Genomic DNA, 21,439 nt, shown 5'->3' with positions numbered 1-21,439 from the left:
TCGGTCACGACCAACCCATGGATGAAAACCGCACAATTCCCGGCGGGTATAATTGCTGTATGAAATTCCCACGTCTTCGGGCAATGACAATTTGCTTTTTAATTGTTGCATGCCAGTCATTTTCTCCACGAACGGCAATTCTACTGGACGGTGAAACTATAAAAACACTCTCGACCAGTCGAAATGTGCCATCTGAGATCCTTGCGGAGGCTGGAATTATCGCCGCCCCTGCCGACCGTGTTTTAGTCAATGGCATAGAGCAAGGTTTGGGGGATGAGATCACAACCTCAGGTAATGTTCAAATCCAACTACGTCGGGCTGTAAACGTGATTCTTGTCACACCACAGGGGCAACAAACGATTCGTACTTCTGCATTGACTGTGGGCGATGTGCTGACTGAAAATGGCATTGCTGTAGGTATAAATGACGAAGTAACCCCGCCACTGACAGCGCCGGTCACTGATACGCTGACGATCTCATTTAGCCCTGCTCAAAGCCTAACCATCACATCCGGCAATGCAGTCTTCACCATCCGCACCACTGCACGGACTGTAGGAGAAGCTTTGGCAGAGGCGGGGATTCCGCTTGTAGGGCTGGACACCAGTTTCCCAGCAGAAAATGAGGCGCTTCCGTCAGATGAGCAGATAAAGGTCGTTCGCGTTACCGAGTCAATTAGCGTGGAACTTGAATCCATCCCGTTTACAACTGAAGAAACTGAAGCAGCCGACCTGGCGTTTGGCGAACAGGAAGTCTTGCAGGCAGGCGTGAACGGAACCGCCATGGTGCGCACCCGCATCCGTTATGAAGATGGCGTGGAAGTTAGTCGTACACAAGAAGAAAAAACCATCTTGACCGAACCGGTCTCGCAGATCGTCGCAAGTGGGTCAAAGATCGTACTTTCTCAAGTCGGCGGTGAAGCGCCTTATCAATATTGGTACGCCACCCAAATGTATGCGTCATGGTATTCGCCTTGCAATTCTGGAACCAACGGATGTTCCTATGGAACCGCCAGCGGTGCAAAGGCAGGCTTTGGTATTGTGGCAGTAGATTACTCCATTTATTCTTATCTGGGCGGCATGCGAGTATATATTCCCGGATACGGGCTCGCAACCATTGGAGATACCGGCGGCGGACCGATCATTGAGAGTGCCTTCGGTGTACAACGCACGCAATGGATCGACCTGGGGTACGACGATAATGCCGTCGGCGGACTCTCGGGCTGGGTAACGGTGTACTTTCTTGAACCCGCGCCAGCAGAGATTCCTTATTTTTTCAAGTAATATGCATTAATTCAATTTACGGATAATACAACCATCATATGAATAGATCACAGCGCATTACTATCGGAATCTTGTCCTTGATTGCATTAACGCTTGCAGCAGCCCTCGGTGTTTATGCCTTTGGAACCCTGCGGAACATGGCACAGACTCCACTCGGTCCGTCACTGCCATTCATACCCAAATCCCTACCACCCACATGGACAGCCTCTCCCGGCCCGGCACCTACACAAATGGGACAGGTAGCCCTTGTACCCACTGTCTCATTCCCCACCAGCACACCCGGACCGCGCTGCGGCGCGCCGCCATTGATGAATGTGCTTGTTATTGGCACAGACACCCGCGGCGATAATTACACCTACGGGCTGGGAGACGCCATTCGCCTCGTCCGCGTGGACTTCACAACGCCAAAGGTCAGCGCGCTCGAGTTCCCGCGTGACCTTTGGGTGGAAATTCCGCACATAGAAGATAATCTCAACGGACAGGATCACGAAAAATTAAATCAAGCCTTCCTTTATGGGCAACCCGGCTTCAAATATTGGGATGACCCCAGTGAAGGTTCAGGGTTGATGGCGCTGACACTTAACAGGAATTTCGGCGCAAACATCGACCACTACATCACTGTGAATATGCGCACCTTCGAGCATGTGATCGATGCGCTTGGCGGCATCGAAGTTGTAATCCCCAACGAAGAAGTTGCCAAAACAGCAAATCTTTCAGTCGGCACACACCTACTTAACGGGCCACAGGCATTGAAGCTCGCCCGAAACCGCAGCGGTGGAAGTTTTGAACGTGGCGATAACCAAAACCTGGTGTTATGTGCTGTACGAAAGAAGTTAACCAGCCCGCAGATCGTAGCCCAGATTCCCGCCCTTATCGAAACCTTCCGGGACAACATCCGCACCGACTTCACGCCCGAACAACTTGGGCAACTGGCTTGCCTTGCCCCCCAAATGCCGCCAGAAAACATCCTGCTTGCAAGTTTCCCCGGCGACCTTTTCAAACAAACCCGTGTCTTCGACCCCGTCTTTGACAAGCGCATCGCCATCCTTGAAGCCGATTTCACCATCCTCAGTGATTTCGTAGTGCGTTTTCAAGCGGGCACCTGGCCCGTACCTGCTGCAGAAAATACCTCTTCAAGCATCGATACAGAAGATGCTCCATCTATCTGCCAATGAACTATTCTTCGATCCCACCCCTCAATGCCGCTGCCGTTCTCAAGCGCTACGGATTACGTGCCGATAAAAGCCTCGGGCAAAATTTTTTGCAAGATCACTTCGCCCTTGAAAAAATAGCCAACGCCGCAGAGATCCAGAAAGATGACTGCGTACTGGAAATTGGTCCCGGTCTTGGCAGCCTCACCCGCTATTTGGCTGTCTCTGCCCGTCAGGTCACAGCGGTCGAGCTCGACCCGGACCTGCTCACTCCACTCAAAGCCATTCTTACGCCGCATCCAAACGTGCGCGTCGTCCAAGGTGATATTTTAGAGTTGCAAATTGCAGACCTGGTGGATCAACCCGGCTACATCGTTGCCGCAAACATCCCATACAATATTACATCTGCCATTATTCGCCACCTGCTCGAAAGCACTCCCAAGCCACGCCGCATTGTGCTCACCATCCAAAAAGAAGTGGCAGAACGAATCTGTGCCGCTCCCGGCGACTTAAGCCTGCTGGCATTGAGCGTACAAGTCTACGGAGCGCCGCGCATCGAGGCAAAAATTCCCGCCGGAGCGTTTCACCCCATCCCCAATGTAGACTCTGCCGTTCTCCGTATTGACATTTTCGAGGAGCCACTCATCCCTGCTGATTTGCTGGATAAGTTCTTCAAACTCATCAAAGCCGGTTTTAGCCAAAAGCGAAAAATGCTCAGAAACTCACTCGCGTCCGGCTTGCACATCAAGACACAGGAAGCCGAAACCCTTCTACATCTGGCTGAGATCGACCCTATGCGCCGGGCAGAGACATTATCCATTGCCGAGTGGAAACGTTTGAGCGAAAGGAATTCGTAAAATAACCCTTCATAAAAAAGACGTTAGTACTATTGACATGGAATTCGCATTGAAGCCCCTTAAAAATATGTAATAATAAGTCCGTCAAAGGAGAGAGACCATGAAACGAAGAACATCCATTTTAGTGATTTCTGTTTTTATCATCATTGCACTTTCGGCATGCAATTTGCCCAGCAGTGAGCCATCTGAAACCGAGGAGGCAGATCCCGCCGCCCTGGCGTTGACCATTACTGCTCTCGCCAGCGGACAAGGTAACTCTGCTGCTGCCCCACAGAATACAGTCACTCCTGAATTCACTGGCACACCCGGACCCAGTGCGACCCCATCTGTACCGCAGGTGTCTGTGACCACCAACACGAACTGCCGTATCGGACCCGGCGTGCAATATGACCTGATCGACGCTCTTCTCATTGGGCAAACCGCGGAAGTGGTTGGCAAAAATTCAGGCGTGCCCAATTATTGGGTTATCAAACGCGTCAATGGATCTGGCACCTGCTGGTTATGGGGGCAGTATGCCACCGTAACTGGGAATACCTCCAACCTTGCAGAATACCCGGTTCCGCCCACACCGACACCGTCACCAACACTTACATTTACACCAACGGTGACATTAACACCCACCTCGCCACCCTCTGCACCAACTGCAGTTAATAATGTCGCTGTTACGAAGATTTGTGTACCTCTTTTACCGCCACTTTATCAATTTGGAGGCACATTAACCTGGGAGGACAAGTCAAATAATGAGGATGGGTTCAATATCTACTTTAATGGTGGTTTCTTTGCCGCAATACCAGCAAACTCCACCAGTTACCCACTCCCGTTATTGCCATTCGCAGCTGGGTCTCCGCAGAAATGGGGCGTGGAAGCATTCAACGGTGTCGGCAAAGCAGCCGTCAAGGATGTGACCTTTACCTGCCCATAAACAATTGAATTAACGTTTCAAAAAGTCTTGTGGAGAATTCTCCACAAGACTTTTTATTTTGTATAATGAATTCATCATGTCTACATTTCAGTCACCGCAAATCATTCGCATTCCAGAGAAAGCACAGGAGCGGGCATCTACATTTGCCGAGCATGTAATAACTACAGTCAACTACAAAGATAGTAATCAATCTGTAAAAGAAAAGATTCGCGACGATCACTTCATCTCCAAACTCGGCGAGGAGGCAGTGCGGATTCTGTTCGAGGGAAGGAACTGCCGGGTCGATGGACCAGACTACGGCGTGTATGAGGCGAGGCGCAAATCCTGGGCAGCAGATCTGAGAGTCAACGATCTCGAAGTGGCGGTCAAGACCCAAAGGCGGTCTGCCGCGAAGCGCTACGGTCTCTCGTGGACGTTCCAAGACTCACCCGAACGGCGAGATCCTATTTTGGACATGCCCGATGCGTGGGTTTGTTTGGTGGTATTCGAAGACCTGAAAGAAGAAAAGGAATGTTTGGTTTATCCGCTCAGAAAAATCAGGCAATTGATTTTCGAAGCGCCGCGCCTTTCAAGGTTGGTCGGAAAAAAGCAGGCAGTTTACCTCGAAACCCTGATACATAACGGAATTCTGGATAAATAAAAAAACCCTGCAAATGTTTCGCAGGGTTTAATCAACAATCCAAAAATCATCAATCTAAAATCGAACTAGGTTCCTTCTTCCCAAGAGTTGAGGTAGTGATGCTGTTCGGGGGTAAGGATGTCGATCTTGATGCCCATCGCTTCGAGCTTGAGGCGGGCGATCTCGTTGTCGATCTCGGTCGGCACGGAGTAGACTTTCTTCTCGAGTTTATCAGCGTTCTTCGCCATGTATTCGGCGGAGAGAGCCTGGTTCGCGAAAGACATATCCATTACAGAAGCGGGGTGACCTTCAGCCGAAGCAAGGTTGATCAGGCGACCTTCGCCGAGGATGTTGATCTTGCGACCGTCCTTGGTGGTGTACTGATCAACGAACGGGCGGACGAGGTTGGGTTCGCCAACGCTCATGGCTGCCAGAGACGGAATGTTGATCTCAACATTGAAGTGACCGGAATTGGCAACCAGCGCGCCATCCTTCATCACTTCGAAGTGATGCTTGTCGAGCACGTTCAAGTCGCCGGTGACGGTGCAGAAAATATCGCCGACCTTGGCGGCTTCAACCATCGGCATGACCTGATAACCGTCCATCACCGCTTCAAGCGCCTTCATCGGGTCGATCTCGGTCACAATGACCTGAGCGCCCATGCCGCGTGCGCGGGAGGCCAGACCACGTCCACACCAGCCGTAGCCAGCCACAACAAAGTTCTTGCCAGCAAGAAGCACATTGGTCGCGCGGATGATACCGTCAATGGTGGACTGACCGGTACCATAGCGGTTATCGAACATGTGCTTGGTAAGTGCATCGTTCACGGCAATGACCGGGAACTTGAGCACTTTGTCAGCTTCCATCGCCTTGAGGCGGATAACGCCCGTGGTGGTCTCTTCGGTGCCGCCAACAACGTTCTTGAGCATCTGCTTGCGCTCTGCTTCGGTCAGGCTTTGTGCCCAGGAAGCGAGAGAGGGTTCAAGCTTTTCGAAACGTCCCATTTCAATGAAGAACAGGGAGGAAACGAGATCGGCGCCATCGTCCTGAGTCATATGGGGCATATGCTCCAATGCGGCGCGGATGTGCTTGAAGTAGGTGACCTTGTCCTCGCCCTTGATGGCGAAGACGGGAATTTCGTAATTGTTCACCAATGCGGCGGCAACATCATCCTGGGTCGAAAGCGGGTTTGATGCGGTCAGAACGATATCCGCGCCGCCTTCCTGCAATGTGATCATCAGGTTGGCGGTCTCAGTGGTGACGTGCAAACAGCAGGACAAGCGCATGCCCTTGAGAGGCTTTTCTTTCTTGAAGCGCTCACGGATCGAGCGCAGAACGGGCATTTCACGTTCCGCCCAATCAATGCGACGGCGTCCACCTTCGGCGAGTTCAATATCTTTAATATCGTAATTACTCATTTAATACTCCTTATTTTTTTCCTAGATCGGCTATTTAGGAAATTAGTAAATTGGACCGATCAACCAATTCACCAATTTACGAAATTACTATTTCAACAATACATCCAGCCTGCCGCCGTCATCGAAATGCTTGCGGAAACGCTGAACGAAGTCTTCACGGGTATAGGTATGGTTTTGGGTGCCTCGCTGCTCAAGGCAGTATACTGCAGAGAGCGAGCCGATCTCGCCGCATAACTTCCAATCGAAGCCGTGGGAGTAACCTGCAAGGAATCCGCCGCGGAAAGCATCACCAACACCAGTTGGGTCAACCACTTCATCTTCAGGCACAGTCGGGATGTGAACGGAGGTGCCGTCAGAGTACAGGTCAGCACCGTCTTTACCGCGCGTAATCACCAGCACTTTGACATGGTTCAAGATCTGATCGAGGCTCCAGCCGGTTTTCTTTGAGATCAAACCGAACTCATAATCATTACAGAAAAGGAAATAGGCGCCTTCCATATCACGGGCAAGTTCTGCACCCTCAAGGCGCAGTACCTGCTGGCTTGGATCATACAGATATGGAATGCCCAAATCACGGGCTTCTGCGGGGAACTTCATCATCGCATCCGGCGAACTGGGAGAAACGATGACGAGATCGGGTTTCTTGTCCAATTCCTTGAGAGACTGGGTCGCAGAATACCCCATGGCTCCCGGGTAAAACGAGGCGATCTGGGCAGAGGCATGATCCGTCGTAGCAAAGAACGAAGCGGTGAACACACCCGGAACGACCTTCATCAGATTCGTATCCACTCCTTTAGAATCAAGCCAGGCGCGGTAATCTCCAAAGTCTTCGCCCACAGTCGCCATCACTCGCGGTTTCTGACCAAGTAACGCCATGGTGTAGGCAATATTTGGCGCAATACCACCGCGCTGCTTGGACATCGAGTCCACCAAAAATGAAAGGCTGATCGACTCCAAGCGTTCGGGGAGGATCTGTTCTTTGAAATGACCGGGAAAGGTCATCAGATAGTCATAAGCAACAGAGCCGGTTAAGAGTATATCCATGTTGTTTCCTTCTCGCAGTAAATGGCGCACTCCATTGAGTGCGCCATGAAATGATCGAACGAGCAAGAGTTTATCACGGGGTTTTATGAATGTAAAGTTTTTGACCTTGCAAATAAACGCCCATAAATCTACTCAATTTTAGCTTATTTTACTGCTTGATCTCCGTCCAAAGCTCGTCATACAAAAGCAAGGCTTCGCCAAGGTCAATGACTTCATGCCCTCTTGCGAACTCTTCCGCCGAAGTGTTGGTGATCGGAGAGGAAGAGTAGGCTTCGTAAACTTCTGGCTGGTTTGCCTTGGCATATTCCAATGCCGCTTTGTTCGGGTTGGTATATGGATAATCCACCAGGGTCAGCCAATTGGTATCCCCTTGCAGCAGATAATTGAGCCAGGCGTAGGCGGCATCCGGATGAGGGGCAGTGGTTGGGACCGCCATACCATCATAGAAGATAATCGACCCTTCCTTCGGGAAGACGTATTCGAAACGTGGGTCTTCGGTTTGGGTCAAAAATGCTTCACCATTCCAGACAATCCCTAAATCCACGTCACCCGCAACCAGCGGGGTCTTCGGGCTATCGCTATCGAATACGCGAATGTTTGGCATAAGCTCGAGCAGTTTTTGTTTGGCTTCTTCCAGATGATCCGGGTCGGTGTCATTCACATCGTAACCAAGGGTGAGCAACGCCGCACCAATGATCACACGGCTGTCATCCACTGCGACAATGCGACCTTCATATTCCGGGCTCCACAGATCCGCCCAGGAAGTTGGCGGAGTTTTCACCGTTTCAGTATTGTAGATGATCGCCTGAGTACCCATTTGATACGGCACGATAAATTTGGTCGATTCGCCGTACGCAGCGGTCAGACCAGAATCAAGGTTCGCCATATTTGGCAATTGGGCAGGGTCAAGCTCGGTCAACAATTCTTCGCGGATAAGCACGCCGATCATGTAATCACTGGGGTGGATCACATCATACGGGTTGACATCTTCCCCCAGCGAAACCTTGGAATACAGTTCTTCGTTGGAAGAGAAATAATCCACATTCACCGTCACACCGTAGACCAAACCAAAGCAATCAAAGATGTCTTCGGGCACATATTCCGTCCATGTAAAAATATTAACCTTGTCACTATCGAATTCCACGCGCGGGTTGGGCTCCGGGCAAACAAAACCGCTGGATGTGACCAACTCGTCAGTCGAGGCGGGTTCTGCCCCCGCGGCGCAGGCTGTCACAACGATCAACAGCACGCTCGACAAAATCAACCGAAACGAACGATGGATTTTGTGATGTGTGTTCATATTTCTCCTTGAGGTTATTAAGATAAATTGCAGATGAAATTATAGTGCAAGCCCAGCTTGAATACAACATTTACCCACGGATTACCCCGCTTGACGCACTTCCTCTTTACCAGTATAAAAACGGGATGAAAAAGCACCGCACCACAATACGCACAGGGCTGCGCCTACTTCTTGAACTTTGGCTGATCGCTTCCCTCACAGCTTGTTCTGTACTTGAAAATTTCCCTGCCATCCCCCCCGGCTGGACGGTCACCCCCAGCATCACCACCACTCCTGAAGCGACCTTCACTCCCACCATCACACCCACACCTCAACCCGTTGCCAGAGTTAGCGAAGGTGAGAAGGCATTCTTTAACGGCGATTATGATACGGCACTCTTGCATTATCAGATCGCCTTGCAGGACTCTCCAGACCCATTGGTCCGTGCATCCGCAAAATGGGGTGAAGCACGAATTTACTATGCGCAAGGTCGCTATAACGAGACTCTTACCGCCCTGCAAGTCATCATTACAGAATATTCCCAGTCGCCGCAACTCCCGTTGGCATATTTCTTGCAGGGATTCGTCAACTACAAACTGGAAAATTATCCTGCCGCCGCCGACTCTTGGCAAACTTATCTTGTTCTGCGTCCCGGCGTATTGGATGCCTACGTGCAGGAATTACGTGGCGACGCTCTTTTCAATGCCAGGGATTATCCAGGCGCACTTGCCTCCTACAGCACAGCCATCACCGCCGATTCTCTAAGTGACGACACCACGCTGGATCTGAAAGTCGCATCCACCCAAACTCAACTTGGTAATTACGAAACCGCACTGGAACTTTACGACGGCATTATCGGACGCACCACAAGCGATTACACCAAGGCTCAGGCGTTGTACGAAGCTGGGCTGACGAATCTGGCGCAAGGTCAAAATGCCGAGGCGATCGAACGCTTCCGCTTTGCCGTGGAGAACTATCCGCTTTCGTATTATTCCTATCTCAGCCTGGTTGCCCTGCTTGATGCGGGCGGAACAGTAAATGAGCTGGATCGCGGACTTGTGGATTTCTTTGCCGGACAATATGCTGTCGCCATCTCTGCATTTGACCGGTATCTACAAAGCAATCCAGCAGAAAATGACGGCACTGCATATTACTATCGCGCGCTTTCAAAAAACAACATGGCACTTTATGACGAAGCACTGGTCGATTACGGCACTTTCATCTCAAACTATTCTGCACACCCGCTCTGGACAGATGCCTGGGGTGAAAAGGCATTCATCGAATGGGCACAACAAGGGAATTACACCAAAGGCGCCGAAACCCTGTTGGAATTTGTCAATTTGGCGCCAACCTCTTCTCAAGCGGCAGATTACCTGATGAGTGCAGCCCGTATCTACGAACGAGATGCGCAATACGATAAAGCCATTGAAGCCTGGTCGCGAGTTACCTTGGAGTATCCGGGGTCGCAACAATCCTCTTATGCTTCATTTTTAATGGGCATTGTGGAATATCGCCGCGAGAATTCGCAAGCCGCGCTGGACGCCTTCAAACGCAGCCTCGCCATGTCTGTTTCAGAAGAGGACAAGTCCCGGGCTCTGCTTTGGATCGGAAAGGCATATCAAAAACTGGGCGATGGCAATGCCGCAACAGATGCATGGCGCGAAGGACAGAACATCAACCCAGGTGGGTATTACAGCGAACGTGCGCGCGATCTTTTGCAAGAGCGAGCGGCATTCGCATCCAGTTCATCGGCAAATTACCAGGTGGATATCCTCAAAGAACGCACCGACGCCGACACTTGGATGCGACTGACATTCAACCTTTCCAACGAAATAGATCTAAGCAACCTCGGTCCTTTAGCACTTGATGCCCGCATCATCCGCGGGAAAGAATACTGGGAAATGGGCATGTTGGATGAAGCCCGCCTCGAATTCGAAGACTTGCGCACAGAGTTGGAAACGAACAAGGATGCGGTTGGTAGTTACCGATTGGCAAATTATCTGGTTGAGTTGGGCATGTACCGCACCGCCATTTTCGCCGCCCGTCAGGTCTTGAGTATCGCCGGGCTGGATGAACATACCGAATCAATGATGGCACCAGCATACTTCAGTCACATTCGTTACGGCTTGTATTATTCCGACTTGATCACCCCCGCCGCTCAAGCAGAAGGGTTTGACCCCTTATTTGTTTACAGTGTCATCCGCCAGGAAAGTCTTTTCGAAGGTTTTGTACGCTCAAGCGCAGGCGCACATGGATTAATGCAGATCATCGCTCCCACCGGAGCACAGATCGCTTCGGAACTCGGCAAACCAATCAACTACACCGAAGAAGACCTGTACCGACCCTATGTCAGCGTGCTCTTCGGGACGCACTATCTTGCCAGAAATCGCACCCTGCTCAATGGCGATCTATATGCCACACTCGCCGCCTACAATGGCGGACCCGGCAACGCAGTTTCATGGAAGGAACTCTCCGGCGATGACCCAGACCTCTTCCTGGAAAGTGTGCGTTTCGAAGAGACCCGGAACTATATCCGCAACATCTATGAAATTTTCACTGTCTACCGCCGCTTATATGGTGGCGCCACAGGACAGTAAAACAGGGCATCAAAAAAAAGCGGGATAAACAGACTCGGGTCCGAGTCTGTTTATCCCGCTTTTGATTCCGATTAGACCGTGATCAATCCATGTGCGCAACAATGCGCTGATGGGCGGTTTCCACATCCATATCCAGGACCGATACAAGCTTGTCTCTGCCACTTTCGCCTGCCACGATCTCAACACGTGTCTTGGGTACGCCAAGCACCTCTGCCAGAAAAGCAACAAGCTCGGCATTCAAACCCGCATCAGCTGGGTCTGCAGCAACATGCACCTTAACCGTACCGTCACTCAAAACCCCGGCGATCTGATTCTGGCTTGCACGCGGAGTCACCCGCACCGCCAATGCAGAACCGCGTTTGCCGTCATGAAGAACATAATCTCTGGACATGCTTCACCTCGATAGTTTTTATAGTGCGAGAAGGATCGCGATAAAAATACGCGACAGAAAATCAAGTGCAAGAATTAAGACCAACGGACTGAAATCGATCCCGCCGGTACTCGGCATAATATTGCGGATCGGGTTAAGAAGCGGCGACACAAGTCGTTCCAGTGCCTCGCGCACAGGATGATACGGAGAAAGAAAAAAGGACAACAGGGAATTCGCAATAACAACCCAAATAAAGGTCTGAACCACTACACGAATTAGAAGGATCAAAAAATCAACGTTCATTTATTCTCCGCGGCATAAGATCTCGGTCCAACAATGGCAGTGCCAACCCGAACATAGGTTGCGCCCTCTTCCACAGCAACTTCATAATCAGAGCTAGTTCCCATCGAAAGCTCTGAAAGCTCTGCCTGCGGGAGCTGCTTTAAAAGAAAATCCTGCAAGCGTTTCACCTTTTGAAAATATGGGCGCGAGGATTCAGCCGCATTCCCAATCGGCGGCATGGACATTAATCCGCGCACCTGCAAATTTGGCATGGTTAGAATTTCGGAAATTTCACCCGTCAGTTCCGCCCAGCGCGATTCATCAGATGCCTCCCAACCGCCTTTGCTGTCTTCGCCGCCCACGTTCATTTCCAGTAAGACGGGTAGGATCCGCCCGGCTTCCCCGCAAAAACGATCAAGCTTTTTTGCAAGCTTCAAGCTATCTAATGAGTGCATAAAGTTAAAGTGCCCCGCCACTAGCGGAGCCTTTCGGCTCTGCACATGACCGATCATGTGCCATTCTACCGCAGAATAATTTTGCAATAATTGAATTTTCGTGACACCCTCTTCAGCATAATTCTCGCCTAGAAAGACCGCCCCCGCCTCGATCGCCGCCTGGGCTACCTCTACCGGTTGAGACTTGGTCACCACCACAAGCTTGACAGCATCCAGACTCCGCCCTGATCTCTTCGCGGCAGACGCGATTTTATCCTGCGTTACTAAAAACCTCTCACGAATGGAGTTGACTAATTCGTTCATATGTTTATTTTACACGCACCTGATTGTAATTAATGAACCTTGCATAGTTGAAAATGACCCCAAAGGGGTCAAATAATTTATGGGTACGGAAGTCGAGCCAGCCTTAAACCAAAGCCAACAGCGCGCCAAAGCGGCCTGTTTTGCCTTTTTCAGCCCGATGGGAATACCAATCATCAAGATGGCAGGCAGTACATAGCCCGGAGATCTGGATCTGCTCCACGCCCATCGCACGCAGCTGCAATGCGTTTGCTGTCCACAGGTCAAGATAGATGCGCCCATCACGGCTTTGCAAGACCTGTTCAGAATCGCTGCCGTACTTTTCGCGAAATTGAGCAGCCACATCCTCACCCACTTCGTAGTGGTCTACGCTGATGGACGGTCCAATTCCCGCGACGATATCTTGTGGGTTCGAGCCATAATGTTCCTGCATGGCTCGTATCGAAACCTCGGCAACCCCTTTTACGGTCCCCATCCAACCGGCATGAGAAATGCCGATGACCTGTTTTTTGGGGTCGTGAAACAGCAGAGGAACGCAGTCGGCAAAGCGCATAAAAAGCGAGACCGCAGGATTGTCCGTGAAGAGAATGTCGGCTTTTTGGGTAGGCTGGTCGAGCGGACGCGGCTCTTCGGCGTAGATCACATCTGTGCCGTGAACCAGCCATGCATCATGGAGAGAGGCGGGGTTGCGTCCCAGTGCATTAAATGCATGGATGCGATTCTCTGCCACACGAGTGGGATCGTCTCCAACAGAAATGCTTAAGTTAAGGGAAGTCCAAGGTTCCGGGCTGATACCGCCGTGACGTGTAAAGACCGCATTGAGGATATTTCTGGGGAATATATCGAACTGGTAATAGCGCAGTCCATCCGAATGATCAAAAGGCATTATTCAGACGCCTCGATCACAGCAGATTTTTTGATGTAATACTGACGGGTTTCGCTCATTGACTCTTCGATGTTGGGATAGGCGAACCAGGCTGTAAAAAAGCCAAAGAGTGTGCCGGTTAAGGTACGCAACAACGGCGTGCTTTCGCGATACGGAACCAGAGCGTTGAGCCAATCCCAATTGAACTGGCTGAATAGTTGAGAAAAGCCATCGAGACCGATGGGCGCGATACCGAGCAACAGCCATAATATCCAATGCAAAGATTTAAAGCGACGCCCGGTCAACCCGAAGATTATGCCGAAGATAAGGATGGCGATATAGATCGCCACGTCGCGCTCGCACAATGCGACTTTATAACCAACCGTTTCGCTGCCTATGTAATTTCGAGCGTCAAAGCGGGTAAGGCTGTAAGGGTCATCCACACCAGATATGCCTGTGGCTTCCTCAAAGGTTTTGTAGCCTGCCAAATTCGCCTCTGCCAGCGGGTAGAAGGGTTGTTCGCCATAAAGGAAGAAGGAGCGAAAACCAAACTGATGGCAAAGCGGTTTATAGACGCGATAAAGAACCTGCGCCGGCAATTCCAAACCAAGCTTCATGAAAGTCGGTGCAAGGAAGGGCAAACCGACGTAAATCAGAACGAACAAGTTCAAGATCAGCAGGTAGCGTTTGGCGATCCAGAATGAAATACGGTCTCCAGTGGTCAATTTTTTACCTTTCTCCATTTTGTATTTATAAACGGGGTCATCGAGCTTTTCGAGTTGATTCTTACGGTCGGACGCCGCCCCAAGAGTCATTTTTAATTTCTGACGTGAGATGGGCGCCTGTATCTTGTAAGGACCTACTTCCAATACCGGGATGATGTTTTTATATTTTTCCATCAAAGCAGAATCTGTTTCGATATCCACTTCCACAAGACGGTGCGGAAATTGATCACGAAGCGCTTCCAGGTCTGCTTTGACCTCTTCGCAGAGCTTGCAGTCTTTTTTTGTAAATAGTGTGACGTTGAGCATGCGTGGAATTCCCTCGGAAAATCAAAAATAGTCCTGCAGGGGTATTGGCGGCAAGCACACCCTGCAGGAGAAAGAATTTATTTCGACGCGGCGAACCCAAATGCCGTTACAGACCGAAGTCGATAAAGAAAAATTGTCCCTGCTGGGCGATGATCTCGAATGTGCCTGAAAACAGCATAACGCCGATGACGATCAAAACCACACCCATTGCGATCTCAACATAGCGCATGGCTTTGTTGTACCTGCGCAGAATGGTTGTCACCCAGCCAATGCCGAGGGCGGCAAGCAGGAATGGGATGGCCAGCCCAGCCGAATAAAAGGAAAGCAGCGCTGCCCCCTGCGAGACCGACCCGCCGTTGATGGCGAGAGTCAGGATGGCGCCGAGGACGGGTCCCACACAGGGCGACCATCCCGCTGAAAAAAAGACACCCATCATGGCAGAAGAAAGATAGCCCAATTTAGGGTCGGGCGCTTTTTGCACACGTGTATCGTAAGCAAGGAAAGGAATATGGAAGACACCGATCATATGCAGACCGAAGATGATAACAACGACACCGCCGATCTTTGCCAGCCAGAAGCGCAGGTCATACAACAAACCGCCTGCAAAAGAAGCAGCCACGCCCAACAAAACAAACACAATACTGAACCCAAGCACGAATGCAACTCCGTGCGAAAAAGTCAACCAACGGCTGGGACGTTCACCCGGCACACCGCTGCCTGCAGCAATACCACCAAGGTAGCCGACATATGCCGGAACCAGGGAAAATACACATGGAGAAAGAAACGAAGCCAACCCGGCAAGCAGGGCAAGCCAAACAGTGATTTGAGAAATTTCCATACAGGCTCTCTTTTAGAATTGAGTTTCGTTTGAAGTTACGATCGTACCGTGATCGGGCAATTCGCGGCGCTCTTCACCGGCTGCCAACGACACATATGGCATGGTCCAGCGAAAGATCCATTTTGCATCCTCAGGTGTCACGTTCACGCAGCCATGTGAGCGGCGTTCACCAAAAGCATTGTGCCAAAACGCGCCGTGAACCGCAACTCCGCCCGAAGCAATGAAGGTACACCAAGGCACAGCCGGGGTGGAATACCCGGCGCCTTCGTTTCCAGCTGTCATATTTTTCGAGATGATCTTCCAATAGGTTAATAATGAACCCGCCGGGGTTGCATAGGTATCAGTGACCTGACCTGTTACCGGGTCATAGCGTTTGCCAGAAGAAATGCGGCAGAAAAATACTTCACGCGCACCTTCAAAACACGACATCGTCTGATAATCAAGGTCAATGGACACCGTCTTTTCGTTCGGGTCCACTTCCGGGCTGATCGTGGCAACATCTGCATCAGTGATAATCTTGAGCCCGGCACCATCTGCCCAGTAAAACTCGCCATAACCGCCATAACCGTATCCACGACCATTGGCATCCTCATTCCAGCGATATTCCGGGAAGCCATTACTGGTACGTACTTGATCGATCCAGACTGTTTGTCCATAATACAAACGAGGCGGGAAGTTATAGGCAATATGGTCTTGCAGCCAGGGAGAAGCCACTGTGCCTTCATGCGCCAACTCAACATACGGAACGGTCACTTCTGCCCAAAATCCCTGCCCATTGGGCAATTCTGTCACTGGGGTGTTTGGAAGATTTTTTGTAGGTTGAACCACCGATGCGTACACATACCCTTGCGGAGTTTCAACATAACGCTGGTTTGGCAAGCCACCGATCACATTTCCGATGACCTCTCGATTCCACTCCAGCAAATGATCGGCGCCAAGTTTGGCAATGGAGGAATTCACGATCGGGTCATTGGTTGGGCGATTTCGAAGATCGATATCAGGCTCACAGACACGCCCAATAATGGCACTGCCCGGAAATTGAGGCAAGCGCCTGGGTTGGCTGAACACATCCCAGCGGTAATCAATATCATGCGCCGACAAGGGAGTGAACGCCATGGCACCGAACCCCAAGCCTGCCAATTTTATAAAATCACGTCGTGAAATATATTTTCTCATTGTTTCACCTAAGTTTATAGTAGGTCACGCTTGCTTGCCCTCGAAAGAGGAAAGCGTGACCTACGTAAGTTAATAAAGATAAGCATACCTGCAAATAAAATCACCGTCAACAGCGCGGTGAGAGGCAGATTAATTTGTAAGGTAACTCTCAAGTGCTTTTAGGCAGCCGGCACTAAGTTTATGACCGACCGCGTCTTCACAATAGGTGATGGACGCGCCAGCCTGTTCCAACATCTGCATTGAGGCGCGAGCACGGTCTACAGGCACCATTTCATCCTGAGTCCCATGCGCTACAAAAACCTGTTTACCGGCAAGTGCCCTGGCGTCTATCTGCGCATCCAAGCCCGAAGGTAGAAAGCCTGCCAACACGCCCATTTTTTGGACGCGCTGTGGGAAGATCAGACCCAACACGTTGACCATGGCGCCGCCCTGGCTGAATCCGATCGTGTCAAACTGACGCGCATCCACCCCCGCCGAAGCGGAGTACTCGTCCACCAGCCGGATCAAACCTTCAGCCGCAGGCAAAAGCGCCTCGAGGCTGGGACGTTTGGACAAGTCTCGCTGCGCTTCTTCAATGGTAATAGGGTTTGCCCGCCAGGAAAATCCCTGCGGATTGGCAGGGTGTGGCGCGCGCGGAGCGATGATCCAATAATGATCAGGAAACCTGCGTGCAAAGACCCACATTGAGTTTTCATCCCCCGTCAACCCATGGATCATGACCAATAATCGCGAGGGCTGGGATTGAGCCGGACGGATTCGCATCGTCCAACCATTGAATTCAATGGTTTCAATTTTCGTCTGAGTTTGCACGTTTTACGATCCAGTCCATTCCAAATAACACGAGGAAGATCAGCCCAATGGGAATAAATGCGCCAAGAATACAAAGGAAACCAGTCACCGCTGCGCCAAAACCATAGATCAACCAGATCAACCCCAACCCAACAATAAATAATAATAGAATAGCACCAACGACAAGGCGCACATTAGTATCTCGCATGTATTTGCGTAAATCTCTTTTCATTTCGGCGTTGCTCCAAAAAATCTCCTACCCACACGGGTAAGCCAGGCGGTTTCTCGTTTGAGGTCGGGTAGAACCCGCTCCAAAGCCTGCTCACCCAATTGAGCCAGGTCTTCGATTACAACTTTATCCAACAGTTCAATATGATGCACATCCGGGCGGACAAGTACTTCGGGCTTATCTACTTGCAAACGCAAGTAGGCGACATAACGACTGGAAACATCCACTGAACGCAGGAAGATATCCAAAGACTGGGCAAATGAAATACGGGATAAACTTTCGGCGATCGGGCGTGGAATATAGCTGGGAATGGGAAGGTTGTATCCACGCAAAGGTTTATCGATGGGGTCATTGAGCACCACAGCAACCACCGGCAAGTCTGGTGAAAGCATACGCGCCACCGTAACCGGAACGGGGTTTAAGACACCTCCATCCATTAATTGCCAGTCGTTAATGGTCTGCACTGGAAAAATTCCCGGCAAGGCGATGGTGGCAAGCACGGCAGCGCGCAAGCTGCCTTCATTAATAATCACTTCCGCACCAGAATTGATATCCACAGCGGTTACAGCACAGGGAATGCGCGTATCTTTAAAGGTTTTATCTCCAACCACTTTATCCAACAATTGACGCACACCTGCCAACCCCAAAAGCGAGGGACCATCCAGTGGAGAACGCCCGTAAAGCGCCTTCTGATCAATAGATTCAAAAATCGCCTGTATTTCTTTCGGACCATATCCCACCGAATACATCACCGCTACCAGACCACCAAAACTTGTACCAGCCACTGAACAGATCTTGTAGCCTTCCTGTTCAAGACGGCGTAAAACGCCTATGTGTGCATTGCCCTTTGCTCCACCGCCACCCAATGCTAATGAGATTTCCATATCCTTTAATGCCTTTCATTTATTCCACGTATAGACAGGTTGAACGTGCAAGATTATACCTTTGCATTTTTCTACCAACTACGCGTCTAAAGTAATTATTTAGTTCAGGTTGCAATTACCTGCAAATTAATCCCCGGGATCACGAATCAACCAGACCGCCATACCAGCCCCAACAAACGCCGCAATAATGATCACTACTAAAAGCACACGAGAGGAAGCAGGTTTTACTTCCGCCGCTATAGCAGCGTCTTCCGTTGGAGTATGCGTCACCCCTACTGAAGTAGCTGTTGGTACAAACGTGACTGTTGGCGGAAATGTAGAGGTGATCAAAATCGTTGGGGTTACTTCAACTGGCGCAGATGCCGCTTGGGTTGCGCCTGTAACCACGAGCAATTCCTGCCCTTGATATACGGTAGAAGCTTCACCAAGGTTGTTCAACGCTTGAATATTCTTTATCGTCGTGCCGTACGCAATCGCAATGCTCCACAATGACTGCCCATATTGCACTTTGTGAAAAACATTCCCATCAGGGCGCGGTGTGTTGAGAGTCACCGGCACCATAAATTGACTAACTCCGCTCGATCCGGTCGTCGAACCGCCCGGGGCACTCGTCAAGACCGCAGCCGCGCTGGATTGTTGTTGACCGCTTCCGGTCGCAGCGGCGGTATCCACAACATAAAAGTACGAAGAGCCTGATTGCGATACACCTGCGCCTATATGTGTAAAATTCCCGGAAAGCATGGTGTTCATATGTTCCGCATCCTGCCATGCGCCAGGTACACTGCCCCAAACCAACGGTCCATTCGTGTTTAGAACATTTTCAGCCCGAAAACCGCCCAAGGACAAGTCACCAGCCAAAGGAAAGCCGAGAGATAACAACTGCTGGGTGTATGTCCCACTGGGACGGGCATGCGTTGAGTAACCAATTGCCGCCATATAATCTGCCTGAGATTGGGCAGATTGCATCAAAATGGGGTGAACCGGCAACGCCGCCAATCCATTGGAAAGGCGTAAACTATTGACTGCCTCGATCAATTGAGAAGGTGAAGTAATATCCTCCCGTGGGCGCGCCAACGCAGATTCTTTTGGAGGTAGACACAAAAATAAAAGGAATACAGCCGCCAAACAAAAGGCAATGTTTTTCTTCATGGGGTTTTCGATCTCAAGAATTCCTCAACCCTGCAAGGGGGTCCTATACAAAGTTAAATTTTTACTTGCGGTAACAGGTCATGCAAAGCGGCGACCAGGGCATCAACATCTGACTGAGAATTATATCCCTGCACTGATATACGGACGAATTGTCTATCCTGCCATTGAACCAGCGGGACTTCGATTTTATATTCGTCATACAAACGACTTTTTAGGACCGCAAGATTGGAGGCAGGCAGGGGAGCAATCCCCATCTGGAAATAAAAATCCGAATCAAGCGGATACAGCGGAGGCATCTTCACCAATTCGCAAATTTGCTCAAGCCCGCTTCGCAGCAATTCGTGACTTTTTGTCCGCACAGCATCCCAATGATGTTCCTCCATGAACCGAATGGCGGCCGGGACGGTCAGCGCGGCAGAGGGATCTTTAGTGCCCGTCCACTGCAACAAGTCAACAAATCGTGACCCAGTGGTCGTCTCTGGTGTTGGATTAAATCCCCAACTCACGATCAATGGGTCAACGAGATGCTGAAGGTCTTCCCGAACATACAAAAATGCCGCACCCTTCGGGCTTAACATCCATTTATAGTGATAAGCACAAATTACACTACCGATTCAAATTGGGAGCTCGGTTTATTCTTGGCGCGGCAATGATGCAGGGGGGATTATACAGCCACTTGAGGTAATAAGATCTCTAACGCTTTCACCAATGCATCAATATCTTCCTGTGTGTTATACCCCTGCACCGAAATGCGGATAAACTGACTGCCCTGCCATTCGGTCAGGGGTATTTCGATTTTGTATTCATCGTACAAACGAGATTTGAGAGTCGAGATGTCTGAGGGAGGCAGCGGAGCGATCGCCATCTGGCTATAAAAATCAGAATCAAGCGGATAAGCCGGAGGCAATTGAGTCAGATCACAAATTCTTTCAATCGCCTGGTGAAGCAATAAATGGCATTGACGGCGAACATGATCCCAATCGTGGTCTTTCATAAATTGGATTGCATCTGGGATCGTCAAATATGCAGTTGGGTCTTTCGTCCCAGTCCATTGCAGGTAATCGACAAAACGGGAACCTGTGGTAATTTCGGGAGTAGCTTGGTAGCCCCAACTGACAATTAGTGGTTCAATTTGAGCCTGCAATTTACGCCGAACATAAAGAAAGGCTGAACCCTTGGCGGTCATCAGCCATTTATGAGCGTTCCCAAACACTATATCCGCACTGAGCTCCTGAAGATCAAGGGGAATTTGACCAAGCGAGTGCGCGGCATCAATGATTGTCAAAATTCCCGCCTGACTTGCTCTCTGACATATTTCTTTGACTGGCAAGCGAAGAGCCGTAGGAGAGGTGATCTGGCTCATATAGATCACTTTTGTACGAGGGGTGACGCCCTGCCAGAATTGCTCAACGATTTCTTCGTTGGAATGAGCCGGCAATGAAATGTGCTGGTGAATGTACTTCGCGGCTGTTTTTTTGCATACGAAATCCCAGGTGTAGTCGCATGCGCCATATTCATGGTCTGTTGTCAGAATCTCATCTCCTGGTTTGAGTTGAAGGGAGTGAGCAATAATATTCACGCCATGCGTTGCGTTAGGAATGTACACCAAATCATTGGCATCAGCATGTAGATATTCGCCCAGAACTGTACGAGATTCATACAGAAGCGCAGGCAGCTCTCGACCTAGAAATAAGACTGGCTGGCGCTCCAACCGTAACTGCCATTTTTGGTAGGCGTAAAACACAGGTCTAGGGGTTGCGCCAAACGAACCGTGATTTAGAAAAATAACTTCAGGATCCAGGAGGAAGTTTTCTTTTAAAGAAAGCATGCAACAATTCTAACCGATGGAGTACTACAGACAGAGTGGGATAAGATTCTTACCTGCTCCTATAGCGCCTATTGTA

22 protein-coding genes are annotated in these 21,439 nt (G+C 50.3%); 6 read left to right on the top strand and 16 right to left on the bottom strand.

The features are described 5' to 3' along the window. Positions 1 to 59: 59 nt before the first annotated feature. From IPG80_RS12720 to IPG80_RS12700, 5 genes are all read left to right on the top strand, one after another. A complete protein-coding gene (locus IPG80_RS12720) occupies positions 60 to 1,280 on the top strand; it encodes a G5 domain-containing protein (protein WP_345107350.1) in 1,221 nt (406 codons plus the stop codon). A 38-nt stretch (positions 1,281 to 1,318) separates the two neighbouring features. Then, a complete protein-coding gene (locus IPG80_RS12715; RefSeq protein WP_345107347.1) occupies positions 1,319 to 2,455 on the top strand; it encodes an LCP family protein in 1,137 nt (378 codons plus the stop codon). Next, complete coding sequence (rsmA, locus tag IPG80_RS12710; protein ID WP_345107344.1) at positions 2,452 to 3,288, top strand: 16S rRNA (adenine(1518)-N(6)/adenine(1519)-N(6))-dimethyltransferase RsmA; 837 nt, start codon at positions 2,452 to 2,454, stop codon at positions 3,286 to 3,288. Before IPG80_RS12715 ends, rsmA begins: the two co-directional genes overlap by 4 nt. Before the next feature lie 100 nt (positions 3,289 to 3,388). Further along, complete coding sequence (locus IPG80_RS12705) at positions 3,389 to 4,210, top strand: hypothetical protein (protein ID WP_345107341.1); 822 nt, start codon at positions 3,389 to 3,391, stop codon at positions 4,208 to 4,210. A gap of 76 nt (positions 4,211 to 4,286) precedes the next feature. Next, positions 4,287 to 4,850 (top strand): hypothetical protein, encoded by a 564-nt coding sequence (locus IPG80_RS12700; protein WP_345107338.1) that lies wholly within the window; start codon positions 4,287 to 4,289, stop codon positions 4,848 to 4,850. A 65-nt stretch (positions 4,851 to 4,915) separates the two neighbouring features. Here the strand turns inward: IPG80_RS12700 and ahcY are convergent, their stop codons facing one another. From ahcY to IPG80_RS12685, 3 genes are all read right to left on the bottom strand, one after another. Further along, positions 4,916 to 6,247 (bottom strand): adenosylhomocysteinase, encoded by a 1,332-nt coding sequence (gene ahcY / locus IPG80_RS12695; RefSeq protein WP_345107335.1) that lies wholly within the window; start codon positions 6,245 to 6,247, stop codon positions 4,916 to 4,918. Positions 6,248 to 6,334: 87 nt separating this feature from the next. Continuing rightward, positions 6,335 to 7,291, bottom strand: coding sequence for a carbohydrate kinase family protein (locus IPG80_RS12690; RefSeq protein ID WP_345107334.1), 957 nt, complete (start codon positions 7,289 to 7,291; stop codon positions 6,335 to 6,337). Positions 7,292 to 7,439: 148 nt separating this feature from the next. Then, on the bottom strand, positions 7,440 to 8,591 hold the full coding sequence (locus IPG80_RS12685) for a spermidine/putrescine ABC transporter substrate-binding protein (protein WP_345107331.1): 1,152 nt from the start codon (positions 8,589 to 8,591) through the stop codon (positions 7,440 to 7,442). 125 nt (positions 8,592 to 8,716) lie between these two features. Here IPG80_RS12685 and IPG80_RS12680 point away from each other — a divergent pair, with 125 nt between their 5' ends. Next, positions 8,717 to 11,167 (top strand): tetratricopeptide repeat protein, encoded by a 2,451-nt coding sequence (locus IPG80_RS12680; RefSeq protein WP_345107328.1) that lies wholly within the window; start codon positions 8,717 to 8,719, stop codon positions 11,165 to 11,167. An 82-nt stretch (positions 11,168 to 11,249) separates the two neighbouring features. Here the strand turns inward: IPG80_RS12680 and IPG80_RS12675 are convergent, their stop codons facing one another. The 13 genes from IPG80_RS12675 to IPG80_RS12615 form a co-directional block, all read right to left on the bottom strand. Then, entirely contained in the window at positions 11,250 to 11,558 is a 309-nt protein-coding gene (locus tag IPG80_RS12675) for a DUF167 domain-containing protein (RefSeq protein ID WP_345107326.1), read from the bottom strand. Positions 11,559 to 11,576: 18 nt separating this feature from the next. Continuing rightward, positions 11,577 to 11,840 (bottom strand): YggT family protein, encoded by a 264-nt coding sequence (locus IPG80_RS12670; RefSeq protein ID WP_345107324.1) that lies wholly within the window; start codon positions 11,838 to 11,840, stop codon positions 11,577 to 11,579. Continuing rightward, complete coding sequence (locus IPG80_RS12665) at positions 11,837 to 12,577, bottom strand: YggS family pyridoxal phosphate-dependent enzyme (protein WP_345107321.1); 741 nt, start codon at positions 12,575 to 12,577, stop codon at positions 11,837 to 11,839. Before IPG80_RS12665 ends, IPG80_RS12670 begins: the two co-directional genes overlap by 4 nt. A gap of 103 nt (positions 12,578 to 12,680) precedes the next feature. Next, positions 12,681 to 13,460, bottom strand: coding sequence for a peptidoglycan editing factor PgeF (gene pgeF, locus IPG80_RS12660; RefSeq protein ID WP_345107319.1), 780 nt, complete (start codon positions 13,458 to 13,460; stop codon positions 12,681 to 12,683). Beyond that, on the bottom strand, positions 13,460 to 14,470 hold the full coding sequence (locus IPG80_RS12655; RefSeq protein ID WP_345107317.1) for a DUF2085 domain-containing protein: 1,011 nt from the start codon (positions 14,468 to 14,470) through the stop codon (positions 13,460 to 13,462). The genes pgeF and IPG80_RS12655 overlap by 1 nt, the downstream gene beginning before the upstream one ends. A 106-nt stretch (positions 14,471 to 14,576) precedes the next feature. After that, the gene (locus IPG80_RS12650; protein WP_345107314.1) at positions 14,577 to 15,308 is read right to left on the bottom strand and encodes a cytochrome c biogenesis protein CcdA; all 732 of its coding nucleotides are present in this window, start codon (positions 15,306 to 15,308) and stop codon (positions 14,577 to 14,579) included. A 12-nt stretch (positions 15,309 to 15,320) separates the two neighbouring features. Further along, positions 15,321 to 16,484 (bottom strand): L,D-transpeptidase, encoded by a 1,164-nt coding sequence (locus tag IPG80_RS12645; protein WP_345107312.1) that lies wholly within the window; start codon positions 16,482 to 16,484, stop codon positions 15,321 to 15,323. 129 nt (positions 16,485 to 16,613) lie between these two features. Next, positions 16,614 to 17,294 (bottom strand): hypothetical protein, encoded by a 681-nt coding sequence (locus IPG80_RS12640; protein WP_345107309.1) that lies wholly within the window; start codon positions 17,292 to 17,294, stop codon positions 16,614 to 16,616. Next, a complete protein-coding gene (locus IPG80_RS12635) occupies positions 17,272 to 17,505 on the bottom strand; it encodes a hypothetical protein (protein ID WP_345107306.1) in 234 nt (77 codons plus the stop codon). The genes IPG80_RS12640 and IPG80_RS12635 overlap by 23 nt, the downstream gene beginning before the upstream one ends. Then, positions 17,502 to 18,386, bottom strand: coding sequence for a patatin-like phospholipase family protein (locus IPG80_RS12630; RefSeq protein WP_345107303.1), 885 nt, complete (start codon positions 18,384 to 18,386; stop codon positions 17,502 to 17,504). The genes IPG80_RS12635 and IPG80_RS12630 overlap by 4 nt, the downstream gene beginning before the upstream one ends. 126 nt (positions 18,387 to 18,512) lie before the next feature. Continuing rightward, positions 18,513 to 19,535 carry a CAP domain-containing protein gene (locus IPG80_RS12625; RefSeq protein ID WP_345107300.1) on the bottom strand — a complete coding sequence of 341 codons (1,023 nt, stop codon included), beginning with the start codon at positions 19,533 to 19,535 and terminating at the stop codon, positions 18,513 to 18,515. A 53-nt stretch (positions 19,536 to 19,588) separates the two neighbouring features. Continuing rightward, positions 19,589 to 20,113, bottom strand: coding sequence for a hypothetical protein (locus IPG80_RS12620; RefSeq protein WP_345107297.1), 525 nt, complete (start codon positions 20,111 to 20,113; stop codon positions 19,589 to 19,591). Positions 20,114 to 20,199: 86 nt separating this feature from the next. Beyond that, complete coding sequence (locus IPG80_RS12615) at positions 20,200 to 21,363, bottom strand: aminotransferase class V-fold PLP-dependent enzyme (protein WP_345107294.1); 1,164 nt, start codon at positions 21,361 to 21,363, stop codon at positions 20,200 to 20,202. Between the last annotated feature and the right edge of the window lie 76 nt (positions 21,364 to 21,439).

This window comes from Candidatus Villigracilis vicinus (assembly GCF_016702885.1).
GTDB classification, from domain to species: Bacteria; Chloroflexota; Anaerolineae; order Anaerolineales; family Villigracilaceae; genus Villigracilis; species Villigracilis vicinus.
Note: the sequence above shows the minus strand (reverse complement) of the source record. Positions and strands in the feature narration are given on the sequence as shown.

Bases quoted from the DNA above. Each gene is read 5' to 3' on its own strand.
- IPG80_RS12720 (WP_345107350.1), top strand. From the start codon at position 60: ATGAAATTCCCACGTCTTCGGGCAATGACAATTTGCTTTTTAATTGTT.
- IPG80_RS12715 (WP_345107347.1), top strand. From the start codon at position 1,319: ATGAATAGATCACAGCGCATTACTATCGGAATCTTGTCCTTGATTGCA.
- rsmA (WP_345107344.1), top strand. From the start codon at position 2,452: ATGAACTATTCTTCGATCCCACCCCTCAATGCCGCTGCCGTTCTCAAG.
- IPG80_RS12705 (WP_345107341.1), top strand. From the start codon at position 3,389: ATGAAACGAAGAACATCCATTTTAGTGATTTCTGTTTTTATCATCATT.
- IPG80_RS12700 (WP_345107338.1), top strand. From the start codon at position 4,287: ATGTCTACATTTCAGTCACCGCAAATCATTCGCATTCCAGAGAAAGCA.
- ahcY (WP_345107335.1), bottom strand. From the start codon at position 6,247: ATGAGTAATTACGATATTAAAGATATTGAACTCGCCGAAGGTGGACGC.
- IPG80_RS12690 (WP_345107334.1), bottom strand. From the start codon at position 7,291: ATGGATATACTCTTAACCGGCTCTGTTGCTTATGACTATCTGATGACC.
- IPG80_RS12685 (WP_345107331.1), bottom strand. From the start codon at position 8,591: ATGAACACACATCACAAAATCCATCGTTCGTTTCGGTTGATTTTGTCG.
- IPG80_RS12680 (WP_345107328.1), top strand. From the start codon at position 8,717: ATGAAAAAGCACCGCACCACAATACGCACAGGGCTGCGCCTACTTCTT.
- IPG80_RS12675 (WP_345107326.1), bottom strand. From the start codon at position 11,558: ATGTCCAGAGATTATGTTCTTCATGACGGCAAACGCGGTTCTGCATTG.
- IPG80_RS12670 (WP_345107324.1), bottom strand. From the start codon at position 11,840: ATGAACGTTGATTTTTTGATCCTTCTAATTCGTGTAGTGGTTCAGACC.
- IPG80_RS12665 (WP_345107321.1), bottom strand. From the start codon at position 12,577: ATGAACGAATTAGTCAACTCCATTCGTGAGAGGTTTTTAGTAACGCAG.
- pgeF (WP_345107319.1), bottom strand. From the start codon at position 13,460: ATGCCTTTTGATCATTCGGATGGACTGCGCTATTACCAGTTCGATATA.
- IPG80_RS12655 (WP_345107317.1), bottom strand. From the start codon at position 14,470: ATGCTCAACGTCACACTATTTACAAAAAAAGACTGCAAGCTCTGCGAA.
- IPG80_RS12650 (WP_345107314.1), bottom strand. From the start codon at position 15,308: ATGGAAATTTCTCAAATCACTGTTTGGCTTGCCCTGCTTGCCGGGTTG.
- IPG80_RS12645 (WP_345107312.1), bottom strand. From the start codon at position 16,484: ATGAGAAAATATATTTCACGACGTGATTTTATAAAATTGGCAGGCTTG.
- IPG80_RS12635 (WP_345107306.1), bottom strand. From the start codon at position 17,505: ATGAAAAGAGATTTACGCAAATACATGCGAGATACTAATGTGCGCCTT.
- IPG80_RS12630 (WP_345107303.1), bottom strand. From the start codon at position 18,386: ATGGAAATCTCATTAGCATTGGGTGGCGGTGGAGCAAAGGGCAATGCA.
- IPG80_RS12625 (WP_345107300.1), bottom strand. From the start codon at position 19,535: ATGAAGAAAAACATTGCCTTTTGTTTGGCGGCTGTATTCCTTTTATTT.
- IPG80_RS12620 (WP_345107297.1), bottom strand. From the start codon at position 20,113: ATGTTAAGCCCGAAGGGTGCGGCATTTTTGTATGTTCGGGAAGACCTT.
- IPG80_RS12615 (WP_345107294.1), bottom strand. From the start codon at position 21,363: ATGCTTTCTTTAAAAGAAAACTTCCTCCTGGATCCTGAAGTTATTTTT.